At 63.2% G+C, this 25024-nt stretch carries 26 protein-coding genes; 4 read left to right on the top strand and 22 right to left on the bottom strand.

All coding sequences use genetic code 11. The annotated features are described in order from the left end of the window. Nucleotides 1–249: 249 nt before the first annotated feature. Nucleotides 250–1911 (bottom strand): hypothetical protein, encoded by a 1662-nt coding sequence (locus GTP77_RS06310; protein ID WP_161071344.1) that lies wholly within the window; start codon nt 1909–1911, stop codon nt 250–252. A 132-nt stretch (nt 1912–2043) separates the two neighbouring features. Here GTP77_RS06310 and GTP77_RS06315 point away from each other — a divergent pair, with 132 nt between their 5' ends. Further along, the gene (locus tag GTP77_RS06315) at nt 2044–2805 is read left to right on the top strand and encodes a substrate-binding periplasmic protein (protein ID WP_161071345.1); all 762 of its coding nucleotides are present in this window, start codon (nt 2044–2046) and stop codon (nt 2803–2805) included. Here GTP77_RS06315 and GTP77_RS06320 read toward each other — a convergent pair. Further along, nucleotides 2790–3185, bottom strand: coding sequence for a hypothetical protein (locus GTP77_RS06320; protein WP_161071346.1), 396 nt, complete (start codon nt 3183–3185; stop codon nt 2790–2792). The two genes, GTP77_RS06315 and GTP77_RS06320, sit on opposite strands and share 16 nt — an antisense overlap. Nucleotides 3186–3423: 238 nt before the next feature. On the opposite strand from GTP77_RS06320, the gene GTP77_RS06325 reads away from it, so the two are divergent. Together GTP77_RS06325 and GTP77_RS06330 are read left to right on the top strand one after the other, a co-directional pair. Then, nucleotides 3424–4764, top strand: a complete 1341-nt coding sequence (locus tag GTP77_RS06325) for a hypothetical protein (protein ID WP_161071347.1) — start codon at nt 3424–3426, stop codon at nt 4762–4764. Continuing rightward, nucleotides 4761–5645: a hypothetical protein gene (locus tag GTP77_RS06330; RefSeq protein ID WP_161071348.1), complete on the top strand. Its 885-nt coding sequence runs from the start codon at nt 4761–4763 to the stop codon at nt 5643–5645. Before GTP77_RS06325 ends, GTP77_RS06330 begins: the two co-directional genes overlap by 4 nt. Here the strand turns inward: GTP77_RS06330 and GTP77_RS06335 are convergent, their stop codons facing one another. The 20 genes from GTP77_RS06335 to ubiE all read right to left on the bottom strand — a co-directional run bounded on the left by GTP77_RS06335 (nt 5646) and on the right by ubiE (nt 24370). Continuing rightward, nucleotides 5646–6425, bottom strand: coding sequence for an enoyl-CoA hydratase (locus tag GTP77_RS06335; protein WP_161071349.1), 780 nt, complete (start codon nt 6423–6425; stop codon nt 5646–5648). A 72-nt stretch (nt 6426–6497) separates the two neighbouring features. After that, nucleotides 6498–7694 carry an acetyl-CoA C-acyltransferase gene (locus tag GTP77_RS06340; RefSeq protein WP_161071350.1) on the bottom strand — a complete coding sequence of 399 codons (1197 nt, stop codon included), beginning with the start codon at nt 7692–7694 and terminating at the stop codon, nt 6498–6500. 42 nt (nt 7695–7736) lie between these two features. After that, nucleotides 7737–8234, bottom strand: coding sequence for a PaaI family thioesterase (locus GTP77_RS06345; RefSeq protein ID WP_228894615.1), 498 nt, complete (start codon nt 8232–8234; stop codon nt 7737–7739). Nucleotides 8235–8239: 5 nt separating this feature from the next. Next, the gene (locus GTP77_RS06350; RefSeq protein ID WP_161071351.1) at nt 8240–10639 is read right to left on the bottom strand and encodes a 3-hydroxyacyl-CoA dehydrogenase/enoyl-CoA hydratase family protein; all 2400 of its coding nucleotides are present in this window, start codon (nt 10637–10639) and stop codon (nt 8240–8242) included. 17 nt (nt 10640–10656) lie between these two features. Beyond that, a complete protein-coding gene (locus tag GTP77_RS06355; RefSeq protein ID WP_161071352.1) occupies nt 10657–12447 on the bottom strand; it encodes an acyl-CoA dehydrogenase C-terminal domain-containing protein in 1791 nt (596 codons plus the stop codon). A 65-nt stretch (nt 12448–12512) separates the two neighbouring features. Continuing rightward, the gene (locus tag GTP77_RS06360; RefSeq protein ID WP_161071353.1) at nt 12513–13100 is read right to left on the bottom strand and encodes a TetR/AcrR family transcriptional regulator; all 588 of its coding nucleotides are present in this window, start codon (nt 13098–13100) and stop codon (nt 12513–12515) included. Nucleotides 13101–13349: 249 nt separating this feature from the next. Next, on the bottom strand, nt 13350–13727 hold the full coding sequence (locus GTP77_RS06365; protein ID WP_161071354.1) for an RNA-binding S4 domain-containing protein: 378 nt from the start codon (nt 13725–13727) through the stop codon (nt 13350–13352). Next, nucleotides 13727–14890 (bottom strand): cardiolipin synthase ClsB, encoded by a 1164-nt coding sequence (gene clsB, locus GTP77_RS06370; protein WP_161071355.1) that lies wholly within the window; start codon nt 14888–14890, stop codon nt 13727–13729. Before clsB ends, GTP77_RS06365 begins: the two co-directional genes overlap by 1 nt. Before the next feature lie 6 nt (nt 14891–14896). Next, the gene (locus GTP77_RS06375; RefSeq protein WP_161071356.1) at nt 14897–15703 is read right to left on the bottom strand and encodes an endonuclease/exonuclease/phosphatase family protein; all 807 of its coding nucleotides are present in this window, start codon (nt 15701–15703) and stop codon (nt 14897–14899) included. Nucleotides 15704–15800: 97 nt separating this feature from the next. Continuing rightward, nucleotides 15801–16196, bottom strand: a complete 396-nt coding sequence (locus GTP77_RS06380) for a type II toxin-antitoxin system VapC family toxin (RefSeq protein WP_161071357.1) — start codon at nt 16194–16196, stop codon at nt 15801–15803. After that, nucleotides 16193–16438, bottom strand: a complete 246-nt coding sequence (locus GTP77_RS06385) for a FitA-like ribbon-helix-helix domain-containing protein (RefSeq protein WP_161071358.1) — start codon at nt 16436–16438, stop codon at nt 16193–16195. The genes GTP77_RS06380 and GTP77_RS06385 overlap by 4 nt, the downstream gene beginning before the upstream one ends. A gap of 50 nt (nt 16439–16488) precedes the next feature. Continuing rightward, complete coding sequence (gene nudB / locus GTP77_RS06390) at nt 16489–16950, bottom strand: dihydroneopterin triphosphate diphosphatase (RefSeq protein WP_161071359.1); 462 nt, start codon at nt 16948–16950, stop codon at nt 16489–16491. Nucleotides 16951–16997: 47 nt separating this feature from the next. Then, a complete protein-coding gene (gene aspS / locus GTP77_RS06395; protein ID WP_187358629.1) occupies nt 16998–18803 on the bottom strand; it encodes an aspartate--tRNA ligase in 1806 nt (601 codons plus the stop codon). Nucleotides 18804–18831: 28 nt separating this feature from the next. Further along, nucleotides 18832–19419: a DUF502 domain-containing protein gene (locus tag GTP77_RS06400; protein WP_161071360.1), complete on the bottom strand. Its 588-nt coding sequence runs from the start codon at nt 19417–19419 to the stop codon at nt 18832–18834. Nucleotides 19420–19423: 4 nt separating this feature from the next. Next, nucleotides 19424–19726: an FmdB family zinc ribbon protein gene (locus GTP77_RS06405; RefSeq protein WP_161071361.1), complete on the bottom strand. Its 303-nt coding sequence runs from the start codon at nt 19724–19726 to the stop codon at nt 19424–19426. A 65-nt stretch (nt 19727–19791) separates the two neighbouring features. Then, nucleotides 19792–20403 (bottom strand): methyltransferase, encoded by a 612-nt coding sequence (locus GTP77_RS06410; RefSeq protein ID WP_371869332.1) that lies wholly within the window; start codon nt 20401–20403, stop codon nt 19792–19794. Then, nucleotides 20400–21968, bottom strand: coding sequence for a ubiquinone biosynthesis regulatory protein kinase UbiB (ubiB, locus tag GTP77_RS06415; RefSeq protein WP_161071362.1), 1569 nt, complete (start codon nt 21966–21968; stop codon nt 20400–20402). The genes GTP77_RS06410 and ubiB overlap by 4 nt, the downstream gene beginning before the upstream one ends. Next, entirely contained in the window at nt 21965–22594 is a 630-nt protein-coding gene (locus GTP77_RS06420; protein WP_161071363.1) for a ubiquinone biosynthesis accessory factor UbiJ, read from the bottom strand. The genes ubiB and GTP77_RS06420 overlap by 4 nt, the downstream gene beginning before the upstream one ends. Nucleotides 22595–22665: 71 nt before the next feature. Continuing rightward, complete coding sequence (locus tag GTP77_RS06425) at nt 22666–23622, bottom strand: Tim44 domain-containing protein (RefSeq protein WP_161071364.1); 957 nt, start codon at nt 23620–23622, stop codon at nt 22666–22668. Nucleotides 23623–23635: 13 nt separating this feature from the next. Further along, entirely contained in the window at nt 23636–24370 is a 735-nt protein-coding gene (ubiE, locus tag GTP77_RS06430; protein WP_161071365.1) for a bifunctional demethylmenaquinone methyltransferase/2-methoxy-6-polyprenyl-1,4-benzoquinol methylase UbiE, read from the bottom strand. Between the two features lie 123 nt (nt 24371–24493). Here ubiE and GTP77_RS06435 point away from each other — a divergent pair, with 123 nt between their 5' ends. Next, a complete protein-coding gene (locus tag GTP77_RS06435) occupies nt 24494–24973 on the top strand; it encodes a PIN domain-containing protein (protein ID WP_161071366.1) in 480 nt (159 codons plus the stop codon). The last annotated feature ends 51 nt before the right edge of the window (nt 24974–25024 follow it).

Below are 25024 nucleotides of genomic sequence, written 5' to 3' on the forward strand. Positions count from 1 at the left end.
TATACCAAGACACAACATTACTCTTCTCCTGATCAACCTTGCAAATGCGGGCTCACGGCACGCCGGGCCAAAGATACTGTTCGATCTTTAATGGAATAAGAGCAACTGCTGCGAAATCTACATCACGGTCTTGGCGACCAAGGGCGGGTACGGCATCCAGTTGCTCTGCCCCGACGTTCCGTTTTCGGGGCAGATGGAATAATACAAGGGCGGGTTAGGCGAAGCCGTAACCCGCCATGTGGAGCCCGCTCAGCTCTGCTCCGCCCGCCACACGCCCACCAGCGCCTTCATCTTGGTCCAGAACGGCAAGCGCTCGTCGGACAGCACGTCCAGGAAGTCCGACAGGCGCTTGGACTTGATCATGGTGTAGGCCGTCAGCACCGTGGTGACCACGAACACGACGCCGAATATCCACAGCCGGCGGCTCATGGGAGCATCCGCTTCGGCCAGCAGATTCATGCCGAGGAAGCCCGTGGTCACGGTGCCGATCAGGCCGAAGATCGTCACCACCGTCAGCCGCACCACCGTGTTGGCCTGGCGGCGCAGGCTGTCCGCTTCAAGGTAGCCGTTCATGTCCTCCACCCGCACTTTCACCTCGGCGTGCAGCCGCTCCAGGCCCAGCTGGGTGGCGCACATCTGGTACAGCGCGCGCACCAGCGTCTGCTCCGAGATGTCCTTGAACCAGTAGCGGTGCGTAAAGCGCAGGAAGCCTTCGAAGGAAGAACGGATGCGGCGCTTGAAGCGGCGCACGCTGTTCGCGTCCACCACGTTCAGGCAGTTCAGCGCTTCAGCCAGCCGGTCCGAGAACATCAGCAGCGAGGACTTCTGCAGGTGCGCAATCAGGAACAGCAGGAAGTGCTGATGGCGGAACTGCGCCAGCACGCCCCGGTCGCGGCAGCAGAAGAAGTCCGAGCCCGCCGCGCCGACCACGATGAGCGACAGGCCGCTGCACAGGTAGCGCGTATCGTTGATCGCAGCCGGCGCGGCGCCGCTGCCGCCCCAGAAGCGGTCGTAGCAGACCTGGCGCTCGAAGTCGTTCAGGTGCTGCTCCGAGTAGGGCAGCGCGCCGCGTCCCTGGCCGGTCACCAGTCCCAGACGGATAAAGTCCTCGCGCGACAGGGCGCGCGGATCCTGCACGGCCAGGTAGGCCATCACGGGCATGCGGTAGTACTCGATCTGGCGGTAGCGCAGCGCGCCCGGCTCGTCGCCCAGGTCGTACACCAGCGGCTCCAGCATGAACTGCCAGTGCGCGGCGATGCGCGGCGCGCGCTTCTCGCACACGTGCGCCAGGAAAGTGTCGCGCTGCTGCGCGTCGGAGCGCGACAGCACCTGGCCCTGCGCATCCAGCCATTCCACGCTGTGCATGCAGTGCAGCGCCTTACCCTCTCCGTCCCAGCCGGCCGGATAGCCGCGCCCGAAGCGGTACAGCAAGTCCTGCGCCTCGGCCAGTTCCAGGTCGTCCGCGCTCACTTCCACGTTGAGCATCACCACGTCCACGTCGAAGAAGAAATACAGGTCGGTGTGGACGATGGACAGCGTGACCGGCACGGCGTCCGCATGCGCCGTCACGCGCACCTGGGCCACGTCGTGGCGGCGGAACACGCGCATGCCCGCGCCGCCGGTTTCGCCCCGCCCGGTGCGCGCCTCGCCGTACAGGAAGCGCTGCACATAGGGCAGGAAGGTGACGAATTCGTTGTAATGCCGTTCGTGGAAGTTGGCCGCGTCGCCGTTGAATTCATCGACCACCTCGCGCCACGGCGAGCCGCCCGCGTCGCCCAGGGCGCGCAGCACTTCCCATGGCCGCTGGTGGGTGTGGTCGGCGCCGGTGGCGGGCATCAGGCGCAAGGGCCAGAGCAGCACTTGCCGCATGTGGTGGACATGGGTGCCCGTTGGAGCTGTGGTCTCTGTCATCCCCTCGCCTCCCGCTATTGTTTTAATCCATTCTAGCGGAAAGGCGGTGCGGGGAGATCACCAGCAGCCCCCGTACACTTGACTTTCCAGCCCGTTCTGGCACATTGAGACTTTTCGTCAAGCGGCACAAACATGAGCGGACGCACCCTCTTGCTAACAGCGGCACTTTGGTCCCTGGCAGCTACCGGTAACGCCTGCAACCTGAAGACGGCGCCAGAACCGTGGCCGCCCTATATCTTCATCGACGAGCGCGGCGGACTGTCTGGGCTGGACTATGAACTGGCGCAGGCCATCATGAAGGAAGCCGGCTGCACGCTGCAGGTGGAGATGGCGCTGCCTTCGCTGCGGCGGCAGATGGAATTCCGCCAGGGCCGGCTCGACCTGACCCTGGGCGCGTCCGACACGCCGGAGCGGCGCAGCTTCGCCCGTTTCAGCCTGCCCTACCGCAACGAGACGGTGGGCCTGTACACCAGCCCCGCCAACGCTGCGCGCTTCCGCAGCCTGGACAACTTCGACGCCATCCTCCAGCAGCACGTGATGCTGCTCACGCCACGCGGCGGCTGGTATGGCGAAAACTATGCGCGCGCCCAGCGGGAACTGGACGCGGCCGGCACGCGCAGCCCCTTCGGCAGCTACGAGCAGGGCATGCGCATGTTCAAGGCGGGCCGCGCCGAAGTCATCATGGGCGACGCGGCCGCCCTGCGCCACGAAGCGCAGCGCCAGGGCGTGCGGCTGGCGGCGCTGCCCTGGGTGCCCTTCCGCGCCCCGGCGCACCTGATGCTCAACGCCATCAGCACCAGCCAGGCGGATCTGAACCGCATCAACGCCGCCATCACCCGCCTTGAACAAAACGGCACGCTGGCCGCCATCCGCGCGCGCTACGGCTTGAACTGATCGGCGTTGCGGCGCCGGTGCTCGCGGCGGTAGCGGCGCTCCGCTTCGGTCAGGTGGCTGACCAGCAGGTGCGAAACAATATTGATGCCCACACCCGCGAACAGCGCCGGGAACAGATACAGCGCCAGCGAAATGCCAGAGGCGAACAAGCGGTCGTCGAGCAGCGAGGGCGTGTGCGCGGTCAGCTCCGCCAGGCGGCGCAGCACCACCACGTTGACCCCGGCCAGCACGATGAGACTCAGGCCGAAACCGAAAATCGCCAGCCGCGACAAGGCGCGCTTCCACATCATGTAGCCGTAGATGGCCGACGGCAGCAGCAGCGACAGCACGATCAGCAAAAAGAAATCCAGCTCCACGAACACCGATTGGTTCACCGCCATCCCGTCCTCCAGTCCCAGCCGTTCAAACGATTATAGCCAAGGCGGGCCGGCACGCCTGTGTCGGCCTCGCGGACGAATGTAAGCAATGGCAACCGGCCCCATCAGCAAATAGGCGGCGCCGCGCCGCCCACTTCACTATGGCGTGTCAGATGACAGAGCAATCGTTGCTCCACATCAAATAGACCTGCGGGCAAATCCTTTACTGTGTATTTCCAACCTAACCTGAGGCACGTAAGCCATGCCGGACGAGAAAGCTGCTGCGAGCTGCGTACTGACACAGGATGGCGCCGTCACGACGGTGCTGATCAGCGCAAGGTTCAGCGTGTGCTACGAATTCGACACCACTGCGACCAATCGTGACTTGGCGCTGCCCTATGCTGTCGCCCTCAATGGAAAGGTATTGGCGGCCCATGCCGACAAGCCGCGCGTGCTTGACGCCAAAGGCCGTACCATCCGCGTGTCCGTGGAAGCGGGTGACGAAGTGGCCCTATACCTCAACAGCGACGCGCATCCGGAATTCCGCACAGCACCGGTGTACGCCGTCAAAGTCCGCAACCGCGATGTGCTGGTGCGGATAGTGGAACGCAAAGGACGTGGCAGCCATCGCAAGGGTGTGCTGGAGCCGCCCACGTGCCAACTGCGCGACGGCAAGCGTATCGACGTCTACGATGACGAACTGAACGGCGATATTTGGTTGAAAATATCGCATTGCTACACCAGCGCCGAGGCGCAGGCTCTGCTGCCTGTCGGCCTGGAGCCGACCATCCGCGCCGCCGTGCTCAGCATTTACCACGGCCTGCCCAGGCCCGAACTGCTGATCAGACTCAACGCCAGCGATACTGCCACGGCGTCCAGCATGCACGTGACGTTCGACGATTCGGACAATGCCCGCGCCAATATCACCGCCACCTATTCGCTGCAAAAGCTGGTCCTACCCCGGACCCACCCGAGCGGCTACGCAGCCCTGCTGAGCGCCGCGCGCGCGGCCGGCATCACGGAACTACGCGTCACATCCGCATGGCGCCCTATGCTCGGCTCCATCGCCCACCGCGCCGGACTCGGCATCGATGTCAGCTATGCCGGCGCCGCCGACAACGCCGTCCAATTCAACAGGGTTGCACTGACCGATCCAAAAGCTCCGGATACAGCCAATGTCGGCGCCAAAGAGAAAGCGCTGTATGCGGACTTCGACCATGCTGTCCAGGCAAGAGAAAATGAGGAAAAGGCGCGCGACCGGGCGACGAAGCTAAGTCAAGCCAACCGCAACCCCGACGATACCACTCGACTGCGACAGGACATTGAGTCCGCCAACAAGCGTGTTCAAACGGCTAAGTTGGAGCAGAAGGAGGCTGAGAAGCGATGGAATGATGAGCTTTCAGCTGACCAACCACGTCTAGTTCGCTCATTACGTAGCCATCTATGCAAAAACAAGTCCGTTCAACAGCTATTCGACCCCTGGTACATGGACACCGATACCAAGGATACAACCCCGCCAGCAGCGAATCAACAGCGCAGCGCAAACGAGAAATTACACAGTAATCATCTGCACATCACTGTTCACGAACCCAAAATACTATGATTCCCACTAAAAAAATCATCCAGACATCGACGGCCGCCGCTCTGATATTTGGCAGTCTTCATTGCCCAAGCTGCCAAGCCAGCGGGGAGGAAACCCGCCCTGCCTATACCTGGATAAACAAAGACTGGAATATCCGCTACGTAATCTTCGTCGGCAACGAAGACAGTATGCGTGACCGCATGCATGCCGTCCATGGAGAAAACCTGGCCCGCGAACAAGGAAAACGAAACAGCGTGTACTTGTTCTATGAAGAGCTATTTGATTTAACGTCGACTTTTAAAGTAGCCGGGCAGGAGTCTCTTGGAGTGCTACTGCTGGCTTTTGACAAAACAGGCCTGGTAACAACTGCCAATGTGCATTCAGTTCAACTAACTGGAAAACTGACCGAAATTGACGCTCTTGTTCTGTTGGTCAACGGTAATGGCGACAGGCTCAATCGGCCATTTTACTTCGCGGACTGGCGCCAGGTTCCAGGCGCAGACTATATCTCCCCCGCAGTATGTGCAGGAGATGACCAAGGACGATATGGCCCACGGTGGCAAGCTACTTTCCATTACTCCGGGAATTTCGGTTGCCGCGAATGGACCGCCCAGCTTTACGATCAGGACCGCCCCTATATCGACGTCACGTCCTACCAGGACCGCCACGTTTATATCGCAGAGCATGTGGGCTGGTCGCGCTTTGGCGACCCGCCCAAGCCTGTCATTGGCCGTCACGGCAAGGTGTGGCTCTGCCTGCATGAGTGCCCTGCAGGCGAGCAGCCCGGCATTATCCCTGACATCAAGAAATGGGCTGCCAAACATGGCTTTCCGCTGCCCAAACGGCCCGCCCGGCAGCCGGAGTTTCCCAATTCCAACTGGCCGGACGCCATCTACGAATAGTCAGTTGAACTGGCTGAAGTTCGGCTTGCGCTTTTCGAAGAAGGCGGTGAAGGCTTCCTTGGCTTCGGGGGCCAGCAGCATCTGGCCGAACAGCTGGCCTTCGGTTTCGATCACGGCCTGCACTTCGCTGGCGCGGCCGGCCTTCATCAGGCGCTTGGTGTTGCGGATGGAGGTGGCGGGCAGCGCGGCCAGCTTGGCGGCCTGGCCTTGCGCGTAGGCCAGCACGTCGGCAGCCGGCAGCACTTTCGAGACGATGCCCATGTCGTAGGCTTCCTGCGCCAGGAAAGGCTCGCCCAGCATCAGCTTTTCGGCCGCGCGCGCGTGGCCGGCCGCTTGCGTCATCAGCAGGCTGGAGGCGAATTCGGGGCACAGGCCCAGCTGCGCGAACGGCACCGAGAACTTGGCGTTGTCGGCCGCGTAGACCAGGTCGCAGTGCATCAGCAAGGTGGTGCCGATGCCGATGGCCGCGCCGCTCACGGCAGCCACCACGGGCTTGCTGGCGCCGCTCAGGGCGCGCATGAACTGGAACACGGGACGGTCGGTGAAGGCGGCGCCTTCGGCCGGCTTGGACGTTTTCAGGAAGTCGTCCAGGTCGTTGCCGGCGGTGAAAATCTCCGGCTTGCCGGTGATGAGGATGGCGCGCACCGAGGCGTCCTGCTCGCCGTCCTTGATGGCGTCGGCCATGGCCTGGTACATCACGGTGGTGATGGCGTTCTTGCGCTCCAGGCGGTTGAATTCGATGGTGAGGATGCCGTTGGCTTTGCTGCTGAGAATATCCATATTGTCTCCGTATGACATTAAAAAAGGCGCCGGGGTTGTGCCGCGGCGCCTTCAGTTAGCTATCAGCGATGCTTATACGCGTTCGATGATACCAGCCGCGCCCATGCCTGCACCTACGCACATGGTGACCATGCCGTATTTGAGGCTGTTGCGGCGCAGCGCGTGCACCACGGTAGCGGCGCGGATAGCGCCGGTGGCACCCAGCGGGTGGCCCAGGGCGATTGCACCGCCCATCGGGTTGACCTTGGAGGTATCCAGGTTCAGGTCGCGGATCACAGCCAGCGCTTGCGCTGCGAACGCTTCGTTCAGTTCGATCCAGTCCAGCTGGTCCTGGGTGATGCCGGCAGCTTTCAGGGCTGCGGGAATCGCCACTTTAGGACCGATGCCCATGATTTCCGGCGGCACGCCGCGCACGGCGAACGAGGAGAACTTGGCCAGCGGGGTCAGGTTGTGCTCGCGCAGGATTTTTTCGGACACCACGATCAGCGCGCCGGCGCCGTCGGACATCTGCGAGGAAGTGGCGGCGGTGACGGTGCCCTTGGCGGCGAAGACCGGCTTCAGCTTGCCCATGGTTTCCATGCTGGCGTCGGCGCGCGCGCCTTCATCCTTGTCCACCACGCGCTTGGAGACCTTGATCTCGCCGGTGCTCAGGTCCGGGGTGCGGGTGATGATTTCAACCGGGGTGGTCTCGTCCTTGAAGAAACCGGCTTGCTGCGCGGCGATGGCCTTGCGGTGCGATTCCACGCCGAACGCGTCCTGGTCTTCGCGCGAGATCTTCCACTGCTGCGCCACTTTCTCGGCGGTCAGGCCCATGCCGTACGCCAGGCCGATGTTCTCGTCCTTGAAGGTGTCCATATTGATCGAGGGATGGTGGCCCATCATCGGCACCATGGACATCGATTCCACGCCGCCGGCGATCATCACGTCGGCCTCGCCCACGCGGATGCGGTCCGCCGCCATGGCCAGGGCGGTGATGCCCGAAGCGCAGTAGCGGTTCACGGTCACGCCGCCCACGGTGTTCGGCAGGCCTGCCAGCACCACGGAGTTACGGGCGATGTTGAAGCCCTGCTCGGCTTCCGGGAAGGAGCAGCCGATGATGGCGTCGACGATCAGCGCCGGGTCCAGGCCAGGCACGGCGGCCATGGCGCCCTTGATGGCGGCGACCAGCAGGTCGTCCGGGCGGGTCTTGTTGAACATGCCGCGCGGCGCCTTGCCGATCGGGGTGCGGGTCGCTGCGACGATGTATGCGTCTTGAAGTTGTTTGCTCATTTTCTGCTTTCGAATATTGTGTGATCGATTAGCCGTCAGTCTTTAGCGCTTGGCCGAGAGATACCAGTCCACCTGTACTTGCGCCGCCAGCGTGCCGTGCTCGTCGTGGATGTCGACATCCACCGGGAAGGCCACCTTGCCGTCCGCCGCCAGCTGCGCCTTCAGCGCGGCCAGGTCGCCCGGCACGCGGCCGCTGGCGCGCGTGGCGCCCTTGGCCAGCTTCTGGTACTGGATGCGCGACTCCTTGGCCACCGGCCGCATGTCCGCAATCAGCTCGGCGAAGCCGCCCGCCATGGCCGCGCCGGAGGCCGTTTCGGCCAGCGTGAACAGGGCGCCGGCGTGCGGCGTGCCGAGGTGGTTGTGCAGCTTGGCGTCATCCGGCATGGACACCTCCGAGGTGCCGCTGCCGATGCTGTCGATGCGGATGCCGAGCAGCCGCACCATCGGCAGGGTGTCCATCATTTGCTGCTTGATGCGGTCATAAACCATGCTCGGTTTCACTTTCAACAGGACTTTGAAGGCCAGTGACAGGAAGGACATCGGACTTAGTTGCGCACCGGCTTACCGGTTTGCAGCATGCCCATGATGCGCTCTTGCGACTTCGGATTGTTCAGCAGCTCCAGGAAGGCCTTGCGTTCCATGTCCAGCAGCCACTGCTCGCTCACCACGCTGCCCTGGTCGATGTCGCCGCCGGACACGATTTCAGCAATCATGTCGCCCAGCTTGAAGTCGTGCGCGGAGATGAAGCCGCCGTCGCGCATATTCACCAGCTGGCCCTTGATGGTGGCCCAGCCGTAGCGGCCGGTCACGGTCACGGGACGCTGGATCGGCGCGCGGTAGCCCGCGTCGAACATGGCGCGCGCAGTCACTTTGGCCACGTGCAGCAGTTCGTACGGGTTGAACACGATCACGTCGTCTTCCTTCAGGTAGCCCATGGCCTTCGCTTCCAGCGCGGACTTCGATACTTGCGCGGTGGCGGCGTTGGTGAAGCCGGTCTTCAGGAATTGCAGAATGTCGTTGCCCTTGGCTTCCTTGAAGGCGCGTACCGCCGCTTCCTTCAGGCCGCCGCCGGCAGGAATCAGGCCCACGCCCACTTCCACCAGGCCGATGTAGGACTCGATCGAGGCCACGCGCTTCGATGCGTGCAGCGCCATTTCGCAGCCGCCGCCCAGCGCCAGGCCAGCCACCGCAGCCACGACAGGCACGTTGGAGTACTTCATGGCCTGGAAGGTGTCCTGCAGTTCCTTGATGATAGGGTCGACTGCTTTCGCGCCGCCCTGCATGAATGCAGGCAGTGCCGATTGCAGGTCGGCGCCGGCCGAGAACGCGCCGCCGTCGGCCGCGTCCGCGCTCCAGATCACCAGGCCCTTGAAGTTCTTGCCGGCTTCTTCCAGGCCCATTTTCAGGCCCTTGATGACGCCGTCGCCGATGACGTGCATCTTGGTCTTCAGCGAGATCACCAGCACTTCGTCGCCCGAGTGCCACAGGCGTACCGAGTCGTCCTCGAACACGGTGGTGCCGGCCTTGGTGCCGTCGATGGCGCCGCTGCCGAACAGGCCGGCGCGGAATTCCTGGCGCTTGTACACGTCCAGCGTGGAGCGCGGGACGTAGCTGTTCGATGCTGCCGAGTAGGAGCCTTCAGGGGTGTGCACACCCTTCTCCGCCACCTGGCCTTCGAATACCCACGCCGGCAGCGGTTCGCTGCACAGTGCCTGGCCTGCGTCGATGTCGGCTTTCACCCACTCGGCGATCTGCGACCAGCCTGCGGCTTGCCAGGTTTCGAACGGGCCGGATTTCCAGCCGAAGCCCCAGCGCAGCGCGAAGTCGATGTCGCGCGCGTTGTCGGCGATGTCCTTCATGTGCACGGCGATGTAGTGGAACACGTCGCGGAAGATCGCCCACAAGAACTGGCCTTGCGGGTTGGTCGATTCGCGCAGCGCCTTCATCTTCTTGACCGGATCCTTTTCCTTCAGGATGCGGGCGATGATGTCGGCTGCCTTGGCGCCGCCTGCCACGTATTCGCCGGTGGCGAAGTCCAGGCGCATGATGTCCTTGCCGACCTTCTTGTAGAAGCCGGCGCCGGTTTTCGAACCCAGCGCGCCCTTCTCAACCAGCGCGCTCAGCACGGCCGGGGTCTTGTAGATGGCGGCGAAGGGATCGTTGGGCAGGTAGTCCTGCATGGTCTTGATCACATGGCCCATGGTGTCCAGGCCGACCACGTCCGCGGTGCGGAAGGTGCCGGAGCTGGCGCGGCCCAGCTTGGAGCCGGTCAGGTCGTCCACCACGTCCACCGACAGGCCGAATTTTTCGGCTTCGTGGATGGTGGCCATCATGCCGAACACGCCCACGCGGTTGGCGATGAAGTTAGGCGTGTCCTTGGCGCGTACCACGCCTTTGCCCAGGGCCGAGGTCAGGAAGGTTTCCAGCTGGTCCAGGATCTCCGGCTTGGTGTCCGTGGTCGGGATCAGTTCCACCAGGTGCATATAGCGCGGCGGGTTGAAGAAGTGCACGCCGCAGTAGCGCGCTTTCAGGTCCGCGTCGAAGCCTTCGGACAGCTTGGTGATCGACAGGCCCGAGGTGTTCGAGGCGAAGATGGCGTTGGCGCCGATGTGCGGCGCGACCTTCTTGTACAGATCGTGCTTCCAGTCCATGCGCTCGGCGATGGCTTCGATAATCAGGTCGCAGCCGGCCAGCAGGTCCAGGTTGTCTTCGTAGTTGGCGACCTGGATCAGCTCAGCGTCGGCCTTGTCGCCGAACGGTGCCGGCGACATTTTTTTCAGGTTCTCGATGGCGCGCAGAACGATGCCGTTCTTCGGCGTGCCCTCTTTTCCCGGCAGGTCGAACAGCACGACCGGCACTTTGGCGTTGACGCAGTGGGCGGCGATTTGCGCGCCCATGACGCCGGCGCCCAGCACGGCTACTTTTTTAACGGTGAAATTGGTCATATCGGTCCTCTATCCTCTTAGAACAGGTCGGCGTCGAGCGCCATCAGGCTGGCAGCGCCGGAGCGTGCCTGGCGGATCAGGGTTGCGGTTTCCGGCTGCAGGCGGGCGAAGTAGAAGCGCGCCGTGGCCAGCTTGGCTTTGTAGAAGTTGTCGCCGCTGTCTTGCTTTTCCAGCGCGATCTTCGCCATCTGCGCGAAGAAGTAGCTGTACACCATGTGGCCCACGACGCGCAGGTAAGGCACGGCGGCCGCGCCGACTTCGTCCTGGTTCTGGAAGGCTTTCATGCCGATTTCCATGGTCAGCTTGCCGACTTTTTCGCCCAGGTCGCCCAGCGGGGTGACGAACTCGGACATCGCTTCATCGGTGCCGTTTTCTTCCACGAAGGCGCGGATCTTGTCGCCGAACTTGCGCAGCTTGGCGCCGTTGTCCATCAGGATCTTGCGGCCCAGCAGATCCAGCGACTGGATGGTGTTGGTGCCTTCGTAGATCAGGTTGATGCGCGCGTCGCGCACGTATTGTTCCATGCCCCATTCGGAGATGTAGCCGTGGCCGCCGTACACCTGCATGGCTTCCGAGGTGGCGATCCAGCCGTTGTCGGTGATGAAGGCCTTGACGATAGGGGTCAGCAGCGCCACTTCGTCGGCGCACTCTTTGCGCACTTCTTCGTCAGGGTGGTTCAGTTCGCGGTCGATCTGCAGCGCGATGTAGGACGTGAATGCGCGCGCGCCTTCGGCGTAGGCCTTGGCGGTCAGCAGCATGCGGCGCACGTCAGGGTGCACGATGATAGGGTCGGCTTGCTTGTCCGGTGCCTTCACGCCCGACAGGGAGCGCATCTGGATGCGGTCCTTGGCGTAGGTCAGCGCGTTCTGGTAGGCGATCTCGGTCAGGCCCAGCGACTGCATGCCCACGCCCAGGCGGGCCGCGTTCATGAACACGAACATGGCGTTCAGGCCCTTGTTCGGCTGGCCGATGATCCAGCCCTTGGCGCCGTCCAGGTTCATCTGGCAGGTCGAGTTGCCGTGGATGCCCATTTTTTCTTCGATGGCGCCGCAGGTGATCGGGTTGCGTTCGCCGACCGAGCCGTCTTCTTTCGGCAGGAACTTCGGCACCAGGAACAGCGAGATGCCTTTCGAGCCTTCCGGCGCGTCCGGCACGCGGGCCAGCACCAGGTGCAGGATGTTGTCGGACATATCGTGCTCACCGGCCGAGATGAAGATCTTGTTGCCGGTGATGGTCCAGGAGCCGTCCGCTTCAGGGATGGCTTTCGAGCGCAGCATGCCCAGGTCGGTGCCGCAGTGCGGTTCGGTCAGGCACATGGTGCCGGTCCATTCGCCGGACACCAGTTTGGGCAGGTAGAGGCGCTTCTGTTCGTCGGTGCCGTGTTCTTTCAGGCACTCGTAGGCGCCGTGCGACAGGCCGGGGTACATGGTCCAGGCCTGGTTCGACGAGTTCAGCATCTCGTAGAAGGAGTTGTTCAGCACCACAGGCAGGCCCTGGCCGCCGAATTCCGGATCGCAGGCCAGCGCGGCCCAGCCGCCTTCAACGTACTGCTTGTAAGCTTCCTTGAAGCCTTTGGGAGTGGTCACGGTCTTGGCGACCGGATCATGGGTGCAGCCTTCGCGGTCGCCCGAGTGGTTCAGCGGGAACAGCACTTCCGAGGTGAACTTGGCGCCTTCTTCCAGCACGGCGTTGATGATGTCAGCGTCGGTTTCGGCGTGCGCCGGCAGTTCTTTCAGCTGATCTTCAACCTTCAAGAACTCGTGCAGTACGAATTGCATATCCCGGATTGGTGCGACGTATTGACCCATGATTTTCTCCTGATGGCGCAAACTTAAAAGTAAGCTAAATAAGTAAAAGCTCGCAGCGAGCTAAGCTAAGTGCGGTAATTTTCAATCAAGCGCGTGAAGCCGGTGCGCGCCCGCTCCACGCTGCCGGGCGTGCGCATGAAGCGCGCGTCGTGATGCACCGCCAGGATCAGGCCGTACATCTCGTACACCAGCTGCGCCGCGTCGGTGTCCTGTTTCAGGTCGCCGGTCTCGGTGGCTTGCTGCACGCAGCGCAGCAGCGCGTTCTGCCAGGCCGACACCATGGTCACCAGTTCCTCGCGGATCGGGCCGGGGCGGTCGTCATATTCGACGGCGCCGCTGATGTAGATGCAGCCCGAGGCGATCTCCTCGCTCACGCGGGTAATCCAGCGCGCAAACATCGCGCGCAGGCGCGGCAAGCCGCGCGGCTCCTTAATGCTGGGGAAGAACACTTCCTGCTCGAAGCGGTGGTGATACAGCTTCAGCACCTCCAGCTGCAAGTCCTCGCGCGAACCAAAGTGGGCAAACACGCCCGACTTGCTCATGTTCATTTTGTCCGCGAGCAAGCCGATCGTCAGGCCTTCCAGGCCGTCCCGGCTGGCCAGTTCCAGCGCCATATCCAGGATGGCTGCGCGAGTGAGCTCGCCCTTGCGCATAAATTTGATTGAAGTATTAATAGTTGCCACTCAAAGTAGTAATCCAGGTCAGGGGGTTCTATTTTCTCCCACCTGGATTTTCTTCGTGTGAAAAGAATTGCGAACGCTCGTACTATTATCCAGCGAGGGGTAAATGTCAAACGGCTTCGTTAGAGGCGGCGTTCTATTGGTGCGGCGCAGCACGAACAAAAGGGGGCAGGGTTGATTTTCCCGCAAGGGAATATCAACCCTGCCCCCTTTTTTTGCCCCTTATTCGTCGCGGAAATGGCCCAGCTGACGGCGGTCGCGCTTGGTGGGGCGGCCTTTGATGTCGGCGCCCGGTTCGTGAAACAATTTGCGCCGTTCGTGCTCCGCAGCGCGGCGCGCCACGCTGGCGGCGCTTTCCTGGTACAGCAGGCGCGCCACCGGGGCGCCGCCGCGCTTGTCGGAAATCCCCAACACCTCGACTTCCCAGGCGTCGGCGCCGTTGTCGATGTGCAGTTTGTCGCCCACCCGCACCGCGCGCGCGGGCTTGATGCGCTCGCCGTCCAGCTTGACCTTGCCGGCCTCGACGGCGTCGGCCGCCAGCGAGCGGGTCTTGAAGAAACGGGCGGCCCACAGCCATTTGTCGATGCGCACATTGTCCATTACGCGTATTTCCCCACTGCAAATATTCTCATCAGGATTTTGTAGAACACGAAGGCCACCTCGTAGCCGATGCGGCGGAAGCGGCCCACGTGGGCGAAGTCCTCGGCATGGATCACCACGCCGTCGGCTATGCCCTGCTCGATGTGGGCGCGCAGGCTGCGCGCGAATTCTGCGTCCTTGATGACCACGTTGGCTTCCTGATTCAGGAACAGGCTCAGGCCGTCCACATTGCTGGAACCGACCGTGGCCCAGTCGTCGTCGATCACGGCCACCTTGGCGTGCAGCTGGGTCTTGCGGTACTCCACCACTTTCACGCCGGCCGCCAGCAGCTTGGGGTAGAAGGAATGGGCCACCGCGTCCTGCAGCCAGATCTCGCCCACGCCGATCAGGAGCACCACTTCCACGCCGCGCTGGGCGGCGCGCGCCAGGGCGTGGCGAAACTTGCGGCCGGGCGCGAAATACGGGTTGGCGATCAGCACGCTTTTGCGCGCGCGGCCCAGCGCCTGCAGGTAGGCGCGCTGGATGGTGGCGCGGTTGCGCAGGTTGTCGCGCACCACGAAGCCGGCTTGCACCGTGCTTTGGCGCGCGATCTTGTTCACCTTGCGCATTTCGTTGTACAGGCCGATGCGCTTGATGATGCTCATCTTGCCCAGGCGGCGCCACTGGGTCTGCGCCTCCTGCTGGATGGAGGCCACCAGCGGGCCGCGCACGGCCACCGCGAAGTCCCAGCGCGGCGCGGCCAGGCTGACGTCGGGCCTGGTGTCGCAGACCATGTCGTCGTTGATGTTGATGCCGCCCACGAAGGCGATTTCGCGGTCCACCACGCATATCTTGCGGTGGGTCCGCGTCACGCCGCGCCGGAACCAGGGATTGAAGATGCGGTGCTCCACGCCGGCCGCCAGCAGCTGCTCGTGCATGCGGTAGACCTGGCGGTGGCCGGTGCCGAACCAGTCGGTGATCATGCGCACGGTGACGCCGCGCGCGGCGGCCCGCGTCAGCGCCTCCAGCACGGACTGGGCGGTGCTGTCGCCGGAAAAGATATAGGTCTCGAAATAGATTTCGTACTGCGCCGCGTCGATCGCTTCCCTCAGGGCCGGGAAGTAATCGGTACCGCAGTGCAGAAGCTTGACTTCGTTATCGGCGATGAAATTGACTGAGCGCATACGGCGTCAGTTTAACCCCAGAGTCGCCACGATGGGTGAGTGGTCCGACAGGCGCGCCCATTCGGGGCCGTGCAGCACCTGCGCGCTTTCCACGCTGAAGCCGCGCACGTAGATGCGGTCCAGCCGGAACACGGGCAAGGCAGCCGGGAAGGTGCGGGCCGGATGCAGGGCCGCCTTGCGCCGCGCCAGAGTACGGACCAGGTCGCCCAGCGCGGACGGCGGACGGATCTCATCGAAGACCTCGACCACTCCCAGCGCCTTGCGCAGTGTGGCGCTCAGGGTGTTGCGCCAGTCGTTGAAATCGCCGGCGATGATGACCGGCTCGTTGTCGGGGGCGGTGGCCTTGACCGCGTCGATCAGCGCCTGGGTCTGGCGCGTGCGGCCCGCCTCGAACAGGCCCAGGTGCACCACGTAGCAGTGCACCGGCGTCTCCGGCGTGTCGACGATGCAGTGCAGGATGCCGCGCGCCTCGTAGGCGTGGTCCGAGATGTCGGTGTTGGTCCACTGGGCGATGGGGAAGTTGCTGAGCAGCGCGTTGCCGTGGTGGCCGTGGTCGTACTTGGCGTTCATGCCGTAGACGGAATGGCGGCCGTCGCCGAAGAACTCGTGCTGCGCCGTGGCAGGCCAGTGGCGGTGGCCGTGCGTCTCCTCGGCGAACTTCTCGGCGATGCGGTCGTGCTTGCCTTGCACTTCCTGCAGAAACACCATGTCCGCCTCGAACTTGCCGATGGCCTGCTTGAGCGCATGCACGCGCGGCTGCGAGCGGTACGACACGCCCTTGTGGATGTTGTAGGTGGCGACGCGGATTTTCATGGGAACGATTCTACTCCCAACAGTCCGCTTGCCGTGCGGCTATTGTGCGATGCCGGTTCCGTGCGGCAAAACACAGACAAGCGATTGCGTAACGGGGTCAGCTCTTGGAAAGTGGCATGGCGTGCGCAGGGAACGCCCGCAGCAACTTCTTATCCATGGTGACAAGTTTGGTTCCGAGCTTTATTGCCAGGGCAATAAATTCGCAATCGTAAGCGGAGCAATCGCTGTCCCGCACGAGTTCGAGCACAGCCGAAGAGTCAACATCGAACTCCGCGCCCTGCAGCAAGCTCTCTGCTTCGCGCTGAAGCCTGTTCGCCTGGTCAAACGAGATGGCTTTGCGCCGCATGTATCCGGCCAGGATGTTGCGGAACTCGCTACGCCAAAGAATTGGAGCAGCCCAGTCTGCATCCTGTTCAAGTAATGCCTCGGCGGCAGCCGTGTATTCGCTTGGTAAATACAAGTAGGCCAGCACGTTCGAATCAACAACGATCACGAACGGCCTTCGCGCTTCGCCGCGTCGATCCCATGCGCTTGGAATTGCCCCGCCGGTAAAGCCGCGCGCAATTCGCGCGCCCGGGCAATTCGCTCGCTCGGCATGATTTTCGTCGGCAATAGTACCGACTCCAGGCAAACAATTGCTTCGCTGTTCAGGCTGCGGCGATGTGCCGCTGCCGCGAGCTTCAGGCTGTCATAAACTGCGTCCGGGATATTCTTCAGCGTCAGGGTAGTCGGCATGGTGCGGCCCTCCATTTCGGAACCATTATGGTTCCACTTTTACGCTACGGTCAAGCCGAAATCCCTGCGCGCCTCGGCAGCTGGAGGATGGCTTCGGCGTTGGAGGAGGAGAAGCACTGGTCGGCGGCCTCCAGGTAGGGCAGCCACACGTATTGCGTGTGCTCGCGAGGGCTGAGCGTGACGGGGGTGCCGGGCGGGACTTCGACGCTGAACACGTGCTCGGTGTTCTGCGTCACGCCGGGCGCGTAGCGGTGGCGCCAGATGGGGTAGATTTCGTAGACGTTGGACAGGCGCCAGTCGCGCAGCGCGATGGTCTCGCCGTCGGCCACGATGCCGGTTTCTTCGAACAGCTCGCGCGTGGCGGTCGCCAACAGCGGCTCGTCCGGCGCGTCCAGCGAACCGGTGACGGATTGCCAGAAGCCGGGGTTGCCGGCCCGCTCGATCAGCAGCACTTGCAGGTCGGCCGTGTGGATCACCACCAGCACCGATTCAGGGATCTTGTAAGGCTTCATAAGTCCGATAAAAGAAAAGGCGCCGCAGCGCCTTTTCCATTGCTACATTAGCCGGCGACTTTCGGCTCGGCGGCGCGCAGGCGGATATGCAGCTCTTTGAGCTGCTTCTCGTCCACTTCCGACGGCGCGTGCGTCAGCAGGTCTTGCGCACGCTGGGTTTTCGGGAAGGCGATCACGTCGCGGATCGAATCGGACTTGGTCATCAGGGTCACGATACGGTCCAGGCCGAATGCCAGGCCGCCGTGCGGAGGCGCGCCGTATTGCAGCGCGTCCAGCAGGAAGCCGAACTTCAGGCGGGCTTCGTCGGCGTCGATCTTCAGCGCGCGGAACACTTTCGACTGCACTTCCTCGCGGTGGATACGGATCGAACCGCCGCCCAGTTCCCAGCCGTTCAGCACCATGTCGTAGGCCTTGGCGATGCAGGCGCCCGGATTGGTTTCCAGCATGTCTTCGTGGCCGTCTTTCGGCGCGGTGAACGGGTGGTGGGTCGCGGTCCAGCGGTCGGCTTCTTCGTCGTATTCGAACATCGGGAAGTCGATCACCCACAGCGGCGCCCAGACGTCGTCGAACAGGCCGGCTTTCTTGCCGAATTCGGAATGGCCGATCTTCACGCGCAGCGCGCCGATGGCGTCGTTCACCACCTTGGCTTTGTCGGCGCCGAAGAAGATCAGGTCGCCGTCTTGCGCGCCCGTCAATTCCAGGATCTTGGCCAGGGTGGCGTCGTCGATGGTCTTGACGATAGGCGATTGCAGGCCGTCGCGGCCTTTCGCTTTCTCGTTGACCTTGATGTAGGCCAGGCCGCGCGCGCCGTAGATGGCCACGAACTGGGTGTAGGCGTCGATTTCCGAACGCGGCATCGAGCCGCCTTGCGGCACGCGCATGCCGACCACGCGGCCGTTAGGCATGTTGGCGGCGGCGTTGAAGATCTTGAACTCGACGTTCTTGACCACGTCGGTCAGTTCGGTGAATTCCAGCTTGACGCGCATGTCCGGCTTGTCCGAGCCGTATTTGCCCATGGCTTCGGAGAAGTTCATCACCGGGAACGGCTTGGGCAGGTCCACTTCCATGGTGTTCTTGAACACCAGGCGGATCATGTCTTCGAACAGGTCGCGGATCTCTTGTTCGGTCAGGAAGGAGGTTTCGCAGTCGATCTGGGTGAACTCGGGCTGGCGGTCGGCGCGCAGGTCTTCGTCGCGGAAGCACTTGGTGATCTGGTAGTAGCGGTCGAAGTTGGCCACCATCAGCAGCTGCTTGAACAGCTGCGGCGACTGCGGCAGCGCGAAGAAGTTGCCGGCGTTGACGCGCGACGGCACCAGGTAGTCGCGCGCGCCTTCCGGCGTGGACTTGGTCAGCATCGGGGTTTCGATGTCGATGAAGCCCAGCGCGTCCAGGTACTTGCGCACTTCCATCGTCACCTTGTAGCGCAGGCGCAGGTTGTTCTGCATCTGCGGACGGCGCAGGTCCAGCACGCGGTGGGTCAGGCGGGTGGTTTCGGACAGGTTGTCGTCGTCCAGCTGGAACGGCACGGCCACGGACGGGTTCAGCACTTCCAGTTCGGAGCAGATGACTTCGATCTTGCCCGATTTCAGGTTGGCGTTGACGGTGCCGGCCAGGCGGTCTGTGACCACGCCGGTCACGCGCAGGCAGAACTCGTTGCGCACGGATTCGGCGGCTTTGAACACCTCGGCCTGCTCAGGATTGCAGACGATTTGAACCAGGCCTTCGCGGTCGCGCAGGTCGATGAAGATCACGCCGCCGTGGTCGCGGCGACGGTGTACCCAACCGCACAGGCTGACGGTTTGGCCGAGCTGGGCTTCAGTGGTGAGGCCGCAGTAGTGAGTGCGCATAGACATGGTTATTTCTCAGTTCAGGTAAGTTGGTTCAATCGGGCGCAACCACGCCCATGGAGACGATGTACTTCAGGGCTGCATCGACGCTCATGTCGAGCTCGATGACATCTTTCTTGGCCAACATCAGGAAAAATCCCGAGGTCGGGTTCGGTGTGGTGGGCACGTACACGCTGACGTACTCGCCCTCCAGATGATTTTTCACGTCGCCGCCCGGCACGCCGGTCAGGAAGGCGATGGTGCGCGAATCCTGGTGCGGGTAGGGGATCAGCACGGCCTTGCGGAAGGCGTTGCCGGACGAGGAAAACAGCGTGTCCGACACCTGCTTGACGCTGCCGTACAGCGAGCTGACCACGGGAATGCGGTTCAGCAGCTTTTCCCACATGCGCACGATGTAGTTGCCGACCAGGTTGTTGGTCAGCAGGCCGGTCAGGAACACGATCAGCACGGTCAGTATCGTGCCCAGGCCGGGAATGTCAAAGCCGAACAGGGCCAGCGGGCGGAAACGCTCGGGCACCAGCAGCAGCGACTGGTCCATGGTGCTGATCACCAGGTTCAGCACCCAGGCGGTAATCGCCAGGGGCACCAGGATCAGCAGGCCGGTGATGAAATATTTACGCATCGGATCAGGCCGAGGTGGTGGTGCCGGCCGGCGCGGCAGGCGCTGCGGTGTCCGGTTTTGCTTCGGATTTCGCTTCGGCCTTCGGTTCGGCAGGACCGGTGGCCACGCCGGTGGCCGGCGGCGTGCCGCCACGGAAGTCGGTCGCGTACCAGCCGGTGCCCTTGAGCTGGAAACCAGCGGCGGTCAGCTGCTTCTTGAAAGTTGCCTTGCCGCAATTAGGGCAATCGGTCAGGACCGGATCGGACATTTTCTGCAAAACATCCTTGGCAAAGCCACAGTCGTCGCAGCGGTAAGCGTAGATCGGCATTCAATTACTCCGCAAAAATCATCAAAACCCTGAATTATAAAGCCTTTTACACGCCGGAACGCGAATTACAGCCGCCGCCAGACCATCCAGCGCTCCTTGCCCTCGAAAACGGGCATGGAATCCAACACCGCTTCGTCCTCCTCGCAGCGGAAACCAGGGGCGAGCAAGGCGTCCAGCTGGGCGCGGGCGATGCCGAAGGGCGGGCCTTTGGCGTTGTCGTCAAAGAAGAAATAGCCGGCCAGCACGGCGCCGGACGGCAGCAAAGCGGCCCAGCGCTCGGCCACCTGCGGCCACATGGCGCGCGGCAAGGCGCACAGGAAGGCGCGTTCGTAGATAAGTTCAAGCGGGGCGGCGGGCTGGAACTGGAAGAAATCGGCCTCCAGCACCCGGCCCTGCCATTCCGGGCCGACCGCCTGGCGCGCGGCGGCCACGGCGGCGGGGGAAAAGTCGATGGCGGTGGCGCTCCAGCCGGCTGCGCACAGGAAGGCCAGCTCGTAGGCGGAGCCGCAGCCGGGGATCAGCGCGGCGGGCGCGGCGGAGGGCCACTCCGCCACGTAGCGGCGCAGGCGCTCGGGTACGCCGCCCCGGTCCCAGGGCGTAAAACCCTTGTCGAAACGCTCATCCCAGAAGGCCGGGGCCAGCGGGTCGCGGGTGTCGAAGGACGGCGGCTTGTTCACAGTAGGCCGCGCCAGCGCATGATGGCTTGCAGACCCAGCGCGCCAACCGCGAAGGCGCCGGCGAAATACACCACGAAGCTGATCAGCCGGTTGGTGCGCTGCTGCTCGGCGATGAGCACGCGCAGCAGTTCATTGTTGGTGTTGTCCGGCTCGCCGGCCACGCTGAGCGCGCGGTGCATCAGGCGCGGCAGCTGGGGCAGCACGTGGGTGTAGCGCGGCGCTTCGGCCTTCAGGCGCTCCAGCATGCCCTGCCAACCCACCTGCTCGGCCATCCAGTTTTCCAGGTAGGGCTTGGCGGTCTTCCACAGGTCCAGGTCCGGGTCCAGCTGGCGGCCCAGGCCTTCGATGTTCAGCAGGGTCTTCTGCAGCAGCACCAGCTGCGGCTGCACTTCCACGTTGAAGCGGCGCGAGGTCTGGAACAGGCGCAGCAGGATCTGGCCGAAGGAGATGTCCTTGAGCGGACGGTCGAAGATGGGCTCGCAGCAGGCGCGCACGGCCGATTCCAGCTCGTCCACGCGGGTTTCCTTGGGCGCCCAGCCGGATTCGATGTGGGCCTCGGCCACGCGCTTGTAGTCGCGGCGGAAGAAGGCCAGGAAGTTCTGCGACAGGTAGTCCTTGTCGAAGTCGTTCAGCGTGCCGACGATGCCGAAGTCCAGCGCAATGTAACGGCCGAAGGTGGCCGGGTCGATGGACACCAGGATATTGCCGGGGTGCATGTCCGCGTGGAAGAAGCCGTCGCGGAACACCTGCGTGAAGAAGATCTCCACGCCGTCGCTGGACAGCTTTTTCAGGTCCACGCCCGCTTCCCGCAGGCGGTCGATCTGCGACACGGGAATGCCGTGCATACGCTCCATGACGATCACGCTGGACGAGCAATAGTCCCAGTACATTTCCGGCACCAGCAGCAGCTTGCCGTCGGCAAAGTTGCGGCGCAGCTGGCTGGCGTTGGCCGCCTCGCGCATCAGGTCCAGCTCGTCGTGCAGGTATTTGTCGAACTCGCCCACCACCTCTTTCGGCTTCAGGCGCTTGCTGTCGGCCCACAGGCGGCCTATCCAGTCGGCGGCGATGTGCATCAGCGCCACGTCCTCGTCGATCAGCTTTTTCATGCCCGGACGCAGCACCTTGACGGCCACTTCCTTGCCGTCCTTCAGAACGGCGAAGTGCACCTGCGCAATCGAGGCGGACGCCACCGGAATGCGCTCGAAGCTGGCGAACAGGCGGTCCGGGTGGTCGCCCAGCGAGCGCTGGATCTGCGCGATGGCCAGGTCGGAGTCGAAGGGCGGCACGCGGTCCTGCAGCAGCGCCAGTTCTTCCACGATGTCGAGCGGGATCAGGTCGCGCCGGGTGGACAGCACCTGGCCGAACTTCACGAAGATGGGGCCAAGCTCCTCCAGCGCCAGGCGCAGGCGCAGGCCGCGCGGGGCGGAGATGTCGCGCCAGAAGAAGGCGGTGTCGATCAGTTTGGCGGTGCGCGGCACGCGCAGGCCGGAGAAGGCGATTTCATCGAGTCCGTACTGGACGGCCACCCGCAGGATTTTCAGCAGGCGCAGGAATTTCAAGATCATGTAGGGTCCCCGGCGCGCTGCGCCAGCTTCTTTTCCAGGTTGGCCAGGCGCTTGGCGAAGCGCTCGGTGTCGTCGCGCAGGCGGCGCACGTCCGCGCCGAACTGCTCGGTCACGGCCGGGCGCACCAGCAGCGGGTTTTCTTCAAGGAAGTACTCGGCGGCGTTCTCGGCCAGCTTGCGCTGCCCGGTTTTCAGCGCCTCGAAAGCGGCCTTGGCGCCGCCCACCAGGCGGGTGGCGGCGATGGGGCCGAGCACTTTTTCCAGGTCGTGCTCGGCTTCCCAGCGCAGCGACTTGGACAGCTGCGAGATGGCGTTGGCGAATTCGGCGTCGCCCTCGATCTGCACGTAGGAAAACGCGCGTTCGCGGTTTTGCGCGATCAGCGGCAGGTCGGACAGCTTGAGGCGGATGGTGACGCTGGCGGCGGCGTCCGGCGCGGCCGCTTCCACCATGCCGTCGGCGGTCACGCCCAGGCGCAGTTCCACCGGGGCGGCGGCGATGCAGGCCACTTTGCCGGCATGCAGGCGCAAGGCGGCGCGCGCCCACGGTTCCTGGGCCAGCAGGTGGTTGATGGTGGCGGCGACGGGCGCCAGCGGCGACGGCAGATTAGGTATGGTCGAGGAAGGCATGCATTCAGGGGGCTTAAAAAAACAAAACCGCCCAGTTTGCCTGGGCGGTCTTGATCTTACCAGTTCTGGGCTCAGGCCAATTGCTGGATACCGGCCAGCAGCCAGCCACCGCTGCCGGCAACCGGCTTGGCCAGGTTCCACACTTCGTGGAAGGGCTCGGCCAGCGCGTCCGGCGCGGGCTTGATGGAACCGTAGAACTTCACGCTGGCCAGGTAGTCCTTGCCGTCGTTCTCGATGCCCAGCAGCTCGGCTTCAATGGTGACCACGTCGGTGTAGTCGGCCTGCGCGCCGCGTTCGGCGATCTGCATTTTCAGCTCGGCGAACACCTCCGGGGTGGTGAATTCGCGGATGTCAGCCGAATCGCCCTTGTCCCAGGCCGCTTGCAGGCGGATGAAGTTGCTCTTCGCGTGGCGCAGGAAGGACGCGGTGTCGAAGTCGGCCGGCACGCCCCATGGGGTGTGCGCAACCGGCGCGGCGGCCTTGTCCAGGTTCAGGCCGCCCGAGGCAGGCTGCAGCGGAGGCAGGCCGGAACCGATTTCAGGGGTACGGACGTCAGGGGTGAAGGCCGCAGGCTGCTGCGGCTGCCAGGCGCTGCCGCCGAAATTACCGCCGGCGGCCATGGGCTGCGGCGAGGTTTTGCGGCGGATCAGGGTGAAGATGAAGTAAGCCACGCCGGCGATCAGCAGGATGGTCAGCAGCGAGCCCAGCATGGACGCCATGGCGCCGCCCAGGCCGAAGTGGGAGAACAGCGCGCCCAGGCCCAGGCCCAGCAGGGCGCCGCCCAGGATGCCCTTCCACGGGCTGGCGGGCTTGGCCGGGACAGGCGCCGGCGCGGCAGCCGGGGCCGCCGCAGGGGCGGCCGGGCGCGCAGCCTGGCTAGGCGCAGGCTGGGCCGGCATGCGGCTCACGCTTTGCGACTGGCGTCCGATCGAACGGCCGCCGCCCATGGGACGGGCAATCGCCTCGCTCAGCATGGAGGTGACGGACAGCGCCAGTACGGCACCGATCAGAATTTTCTTCATGTTCATGATAGTTTCCTGCTTACAGTTTGATACCGGTGTGCAAAGCGGCCACACCTGCCGTCAGGTTGTAATACTGGACCCGCTCCAGTCCCGCATCCTGCATCATGGTTTTCAGGGTTTCCTGGTCCGGATGCATGCGAATCGATTCTGCCAGGTAGCGATAGCTTTCCGCGTCGCCGGCGATTTTCTGTCCCAGCCAAGGCAGGACAGAGAACGAATATACATCATAGGGCTTTTGCAGGGGTTCCGCGACCTTGGAGAACTCCAGCACCAGCAGTTTGCCGCCCGGTTTCAGCACGCGGTGCATTTCCGCCAGCGCCTGGTCCTTGTGCGTCATGTTGCGCAGGCCGAAAGCGACGCTGACGCGGTCGAAATAGTCGTCCGGGAAGGGCAATTTCTCGGCGTCACACAGCAAGGTGGGGGTGACCAGGCCGCGATTCAAGAGGCGGTCGCGGCCGACACGCAGCATGGACTCGTTGATATCGGTCAGCCACACCTCGCCGGTGGGGCCGGCCTGCCTGGCGAAGGCCTTGGCCAAGTCGCCGGTGCCGCCAGCGATGTCCAGGCACTTGAAGCCGGGGCGCACGGCCGCGTTGGCGATGGTAAACGTCTTCCACAGGCGATGCAGACCGGCCGACATCAGGTCGTTCATCACGTCGTACTTGGCGGCCACCGAGTGGAACACCTTGGCGACTTCCTTCACTTTATCGTCTTCGGAGACGGTCTTGTAGCCGAAATGGGTGGTATTGGTCATGGTCAGGAAAGCTGTGGATTTGCCAGCATTATACAAGCGCAACACGGAAAATCCCGCCCGGGCTTGATCTGGATGAAAGCGGGATGCGCTGGCGAGCCTAAGCTGGCAGCACAGGAGGCCCGGATGAGCTACACAGTCTACATCGACACATCTATTATCAAGCTGCTTAGCACGCCGCCCAGCCGCGACCCGATCACCCGCGCCTGCCAGCAACTCACCCGGCGCGGGTGGTCCAGCCAGCGAGAGCCGGAAATGAGCTATTCATCGCACTATGTGAATAGCGAAATCATGGCAGACGAGCCATTGCTGGCAGAAAATCGCTTACTTCTTAGCGCGCAAAACAAATTCTTGCCAGAAGATAATGCGATAGACTCTCTTGCGGAACTTTTAGTCTGCGGCGGGGGTCTAAGGTCCAGCGCGCAAATAGAAGCGCGTCATATCGCATGTGCTGCAATTAATCGACTCAATATTCTCGTCACATGGAACTGCACCGATATTGCCAATCCATTCAATTTCAGGTTGATGCGCATGCTGGTGCGATCGCATGAACTCAGGCTTCCGGAATTGGTGACGCCTTTTGAACTGTTGGAGCATAAACTATGACCAGTTTCCTTCCCCTCCCCTCCGATGTGGACTTTCCGGACCTGGACGAGA

Source organism: Pseudoduganella aquatica (assembly GCF_009857595.1).
Taxonomy (GTDB): domain Bacteria; phylum Pseudomonadota; class Gammaproteobacteria; order Burkholderiales; family Burkholderiaceae_D; genus Rugamonas; species Rugamonas aquatica_A.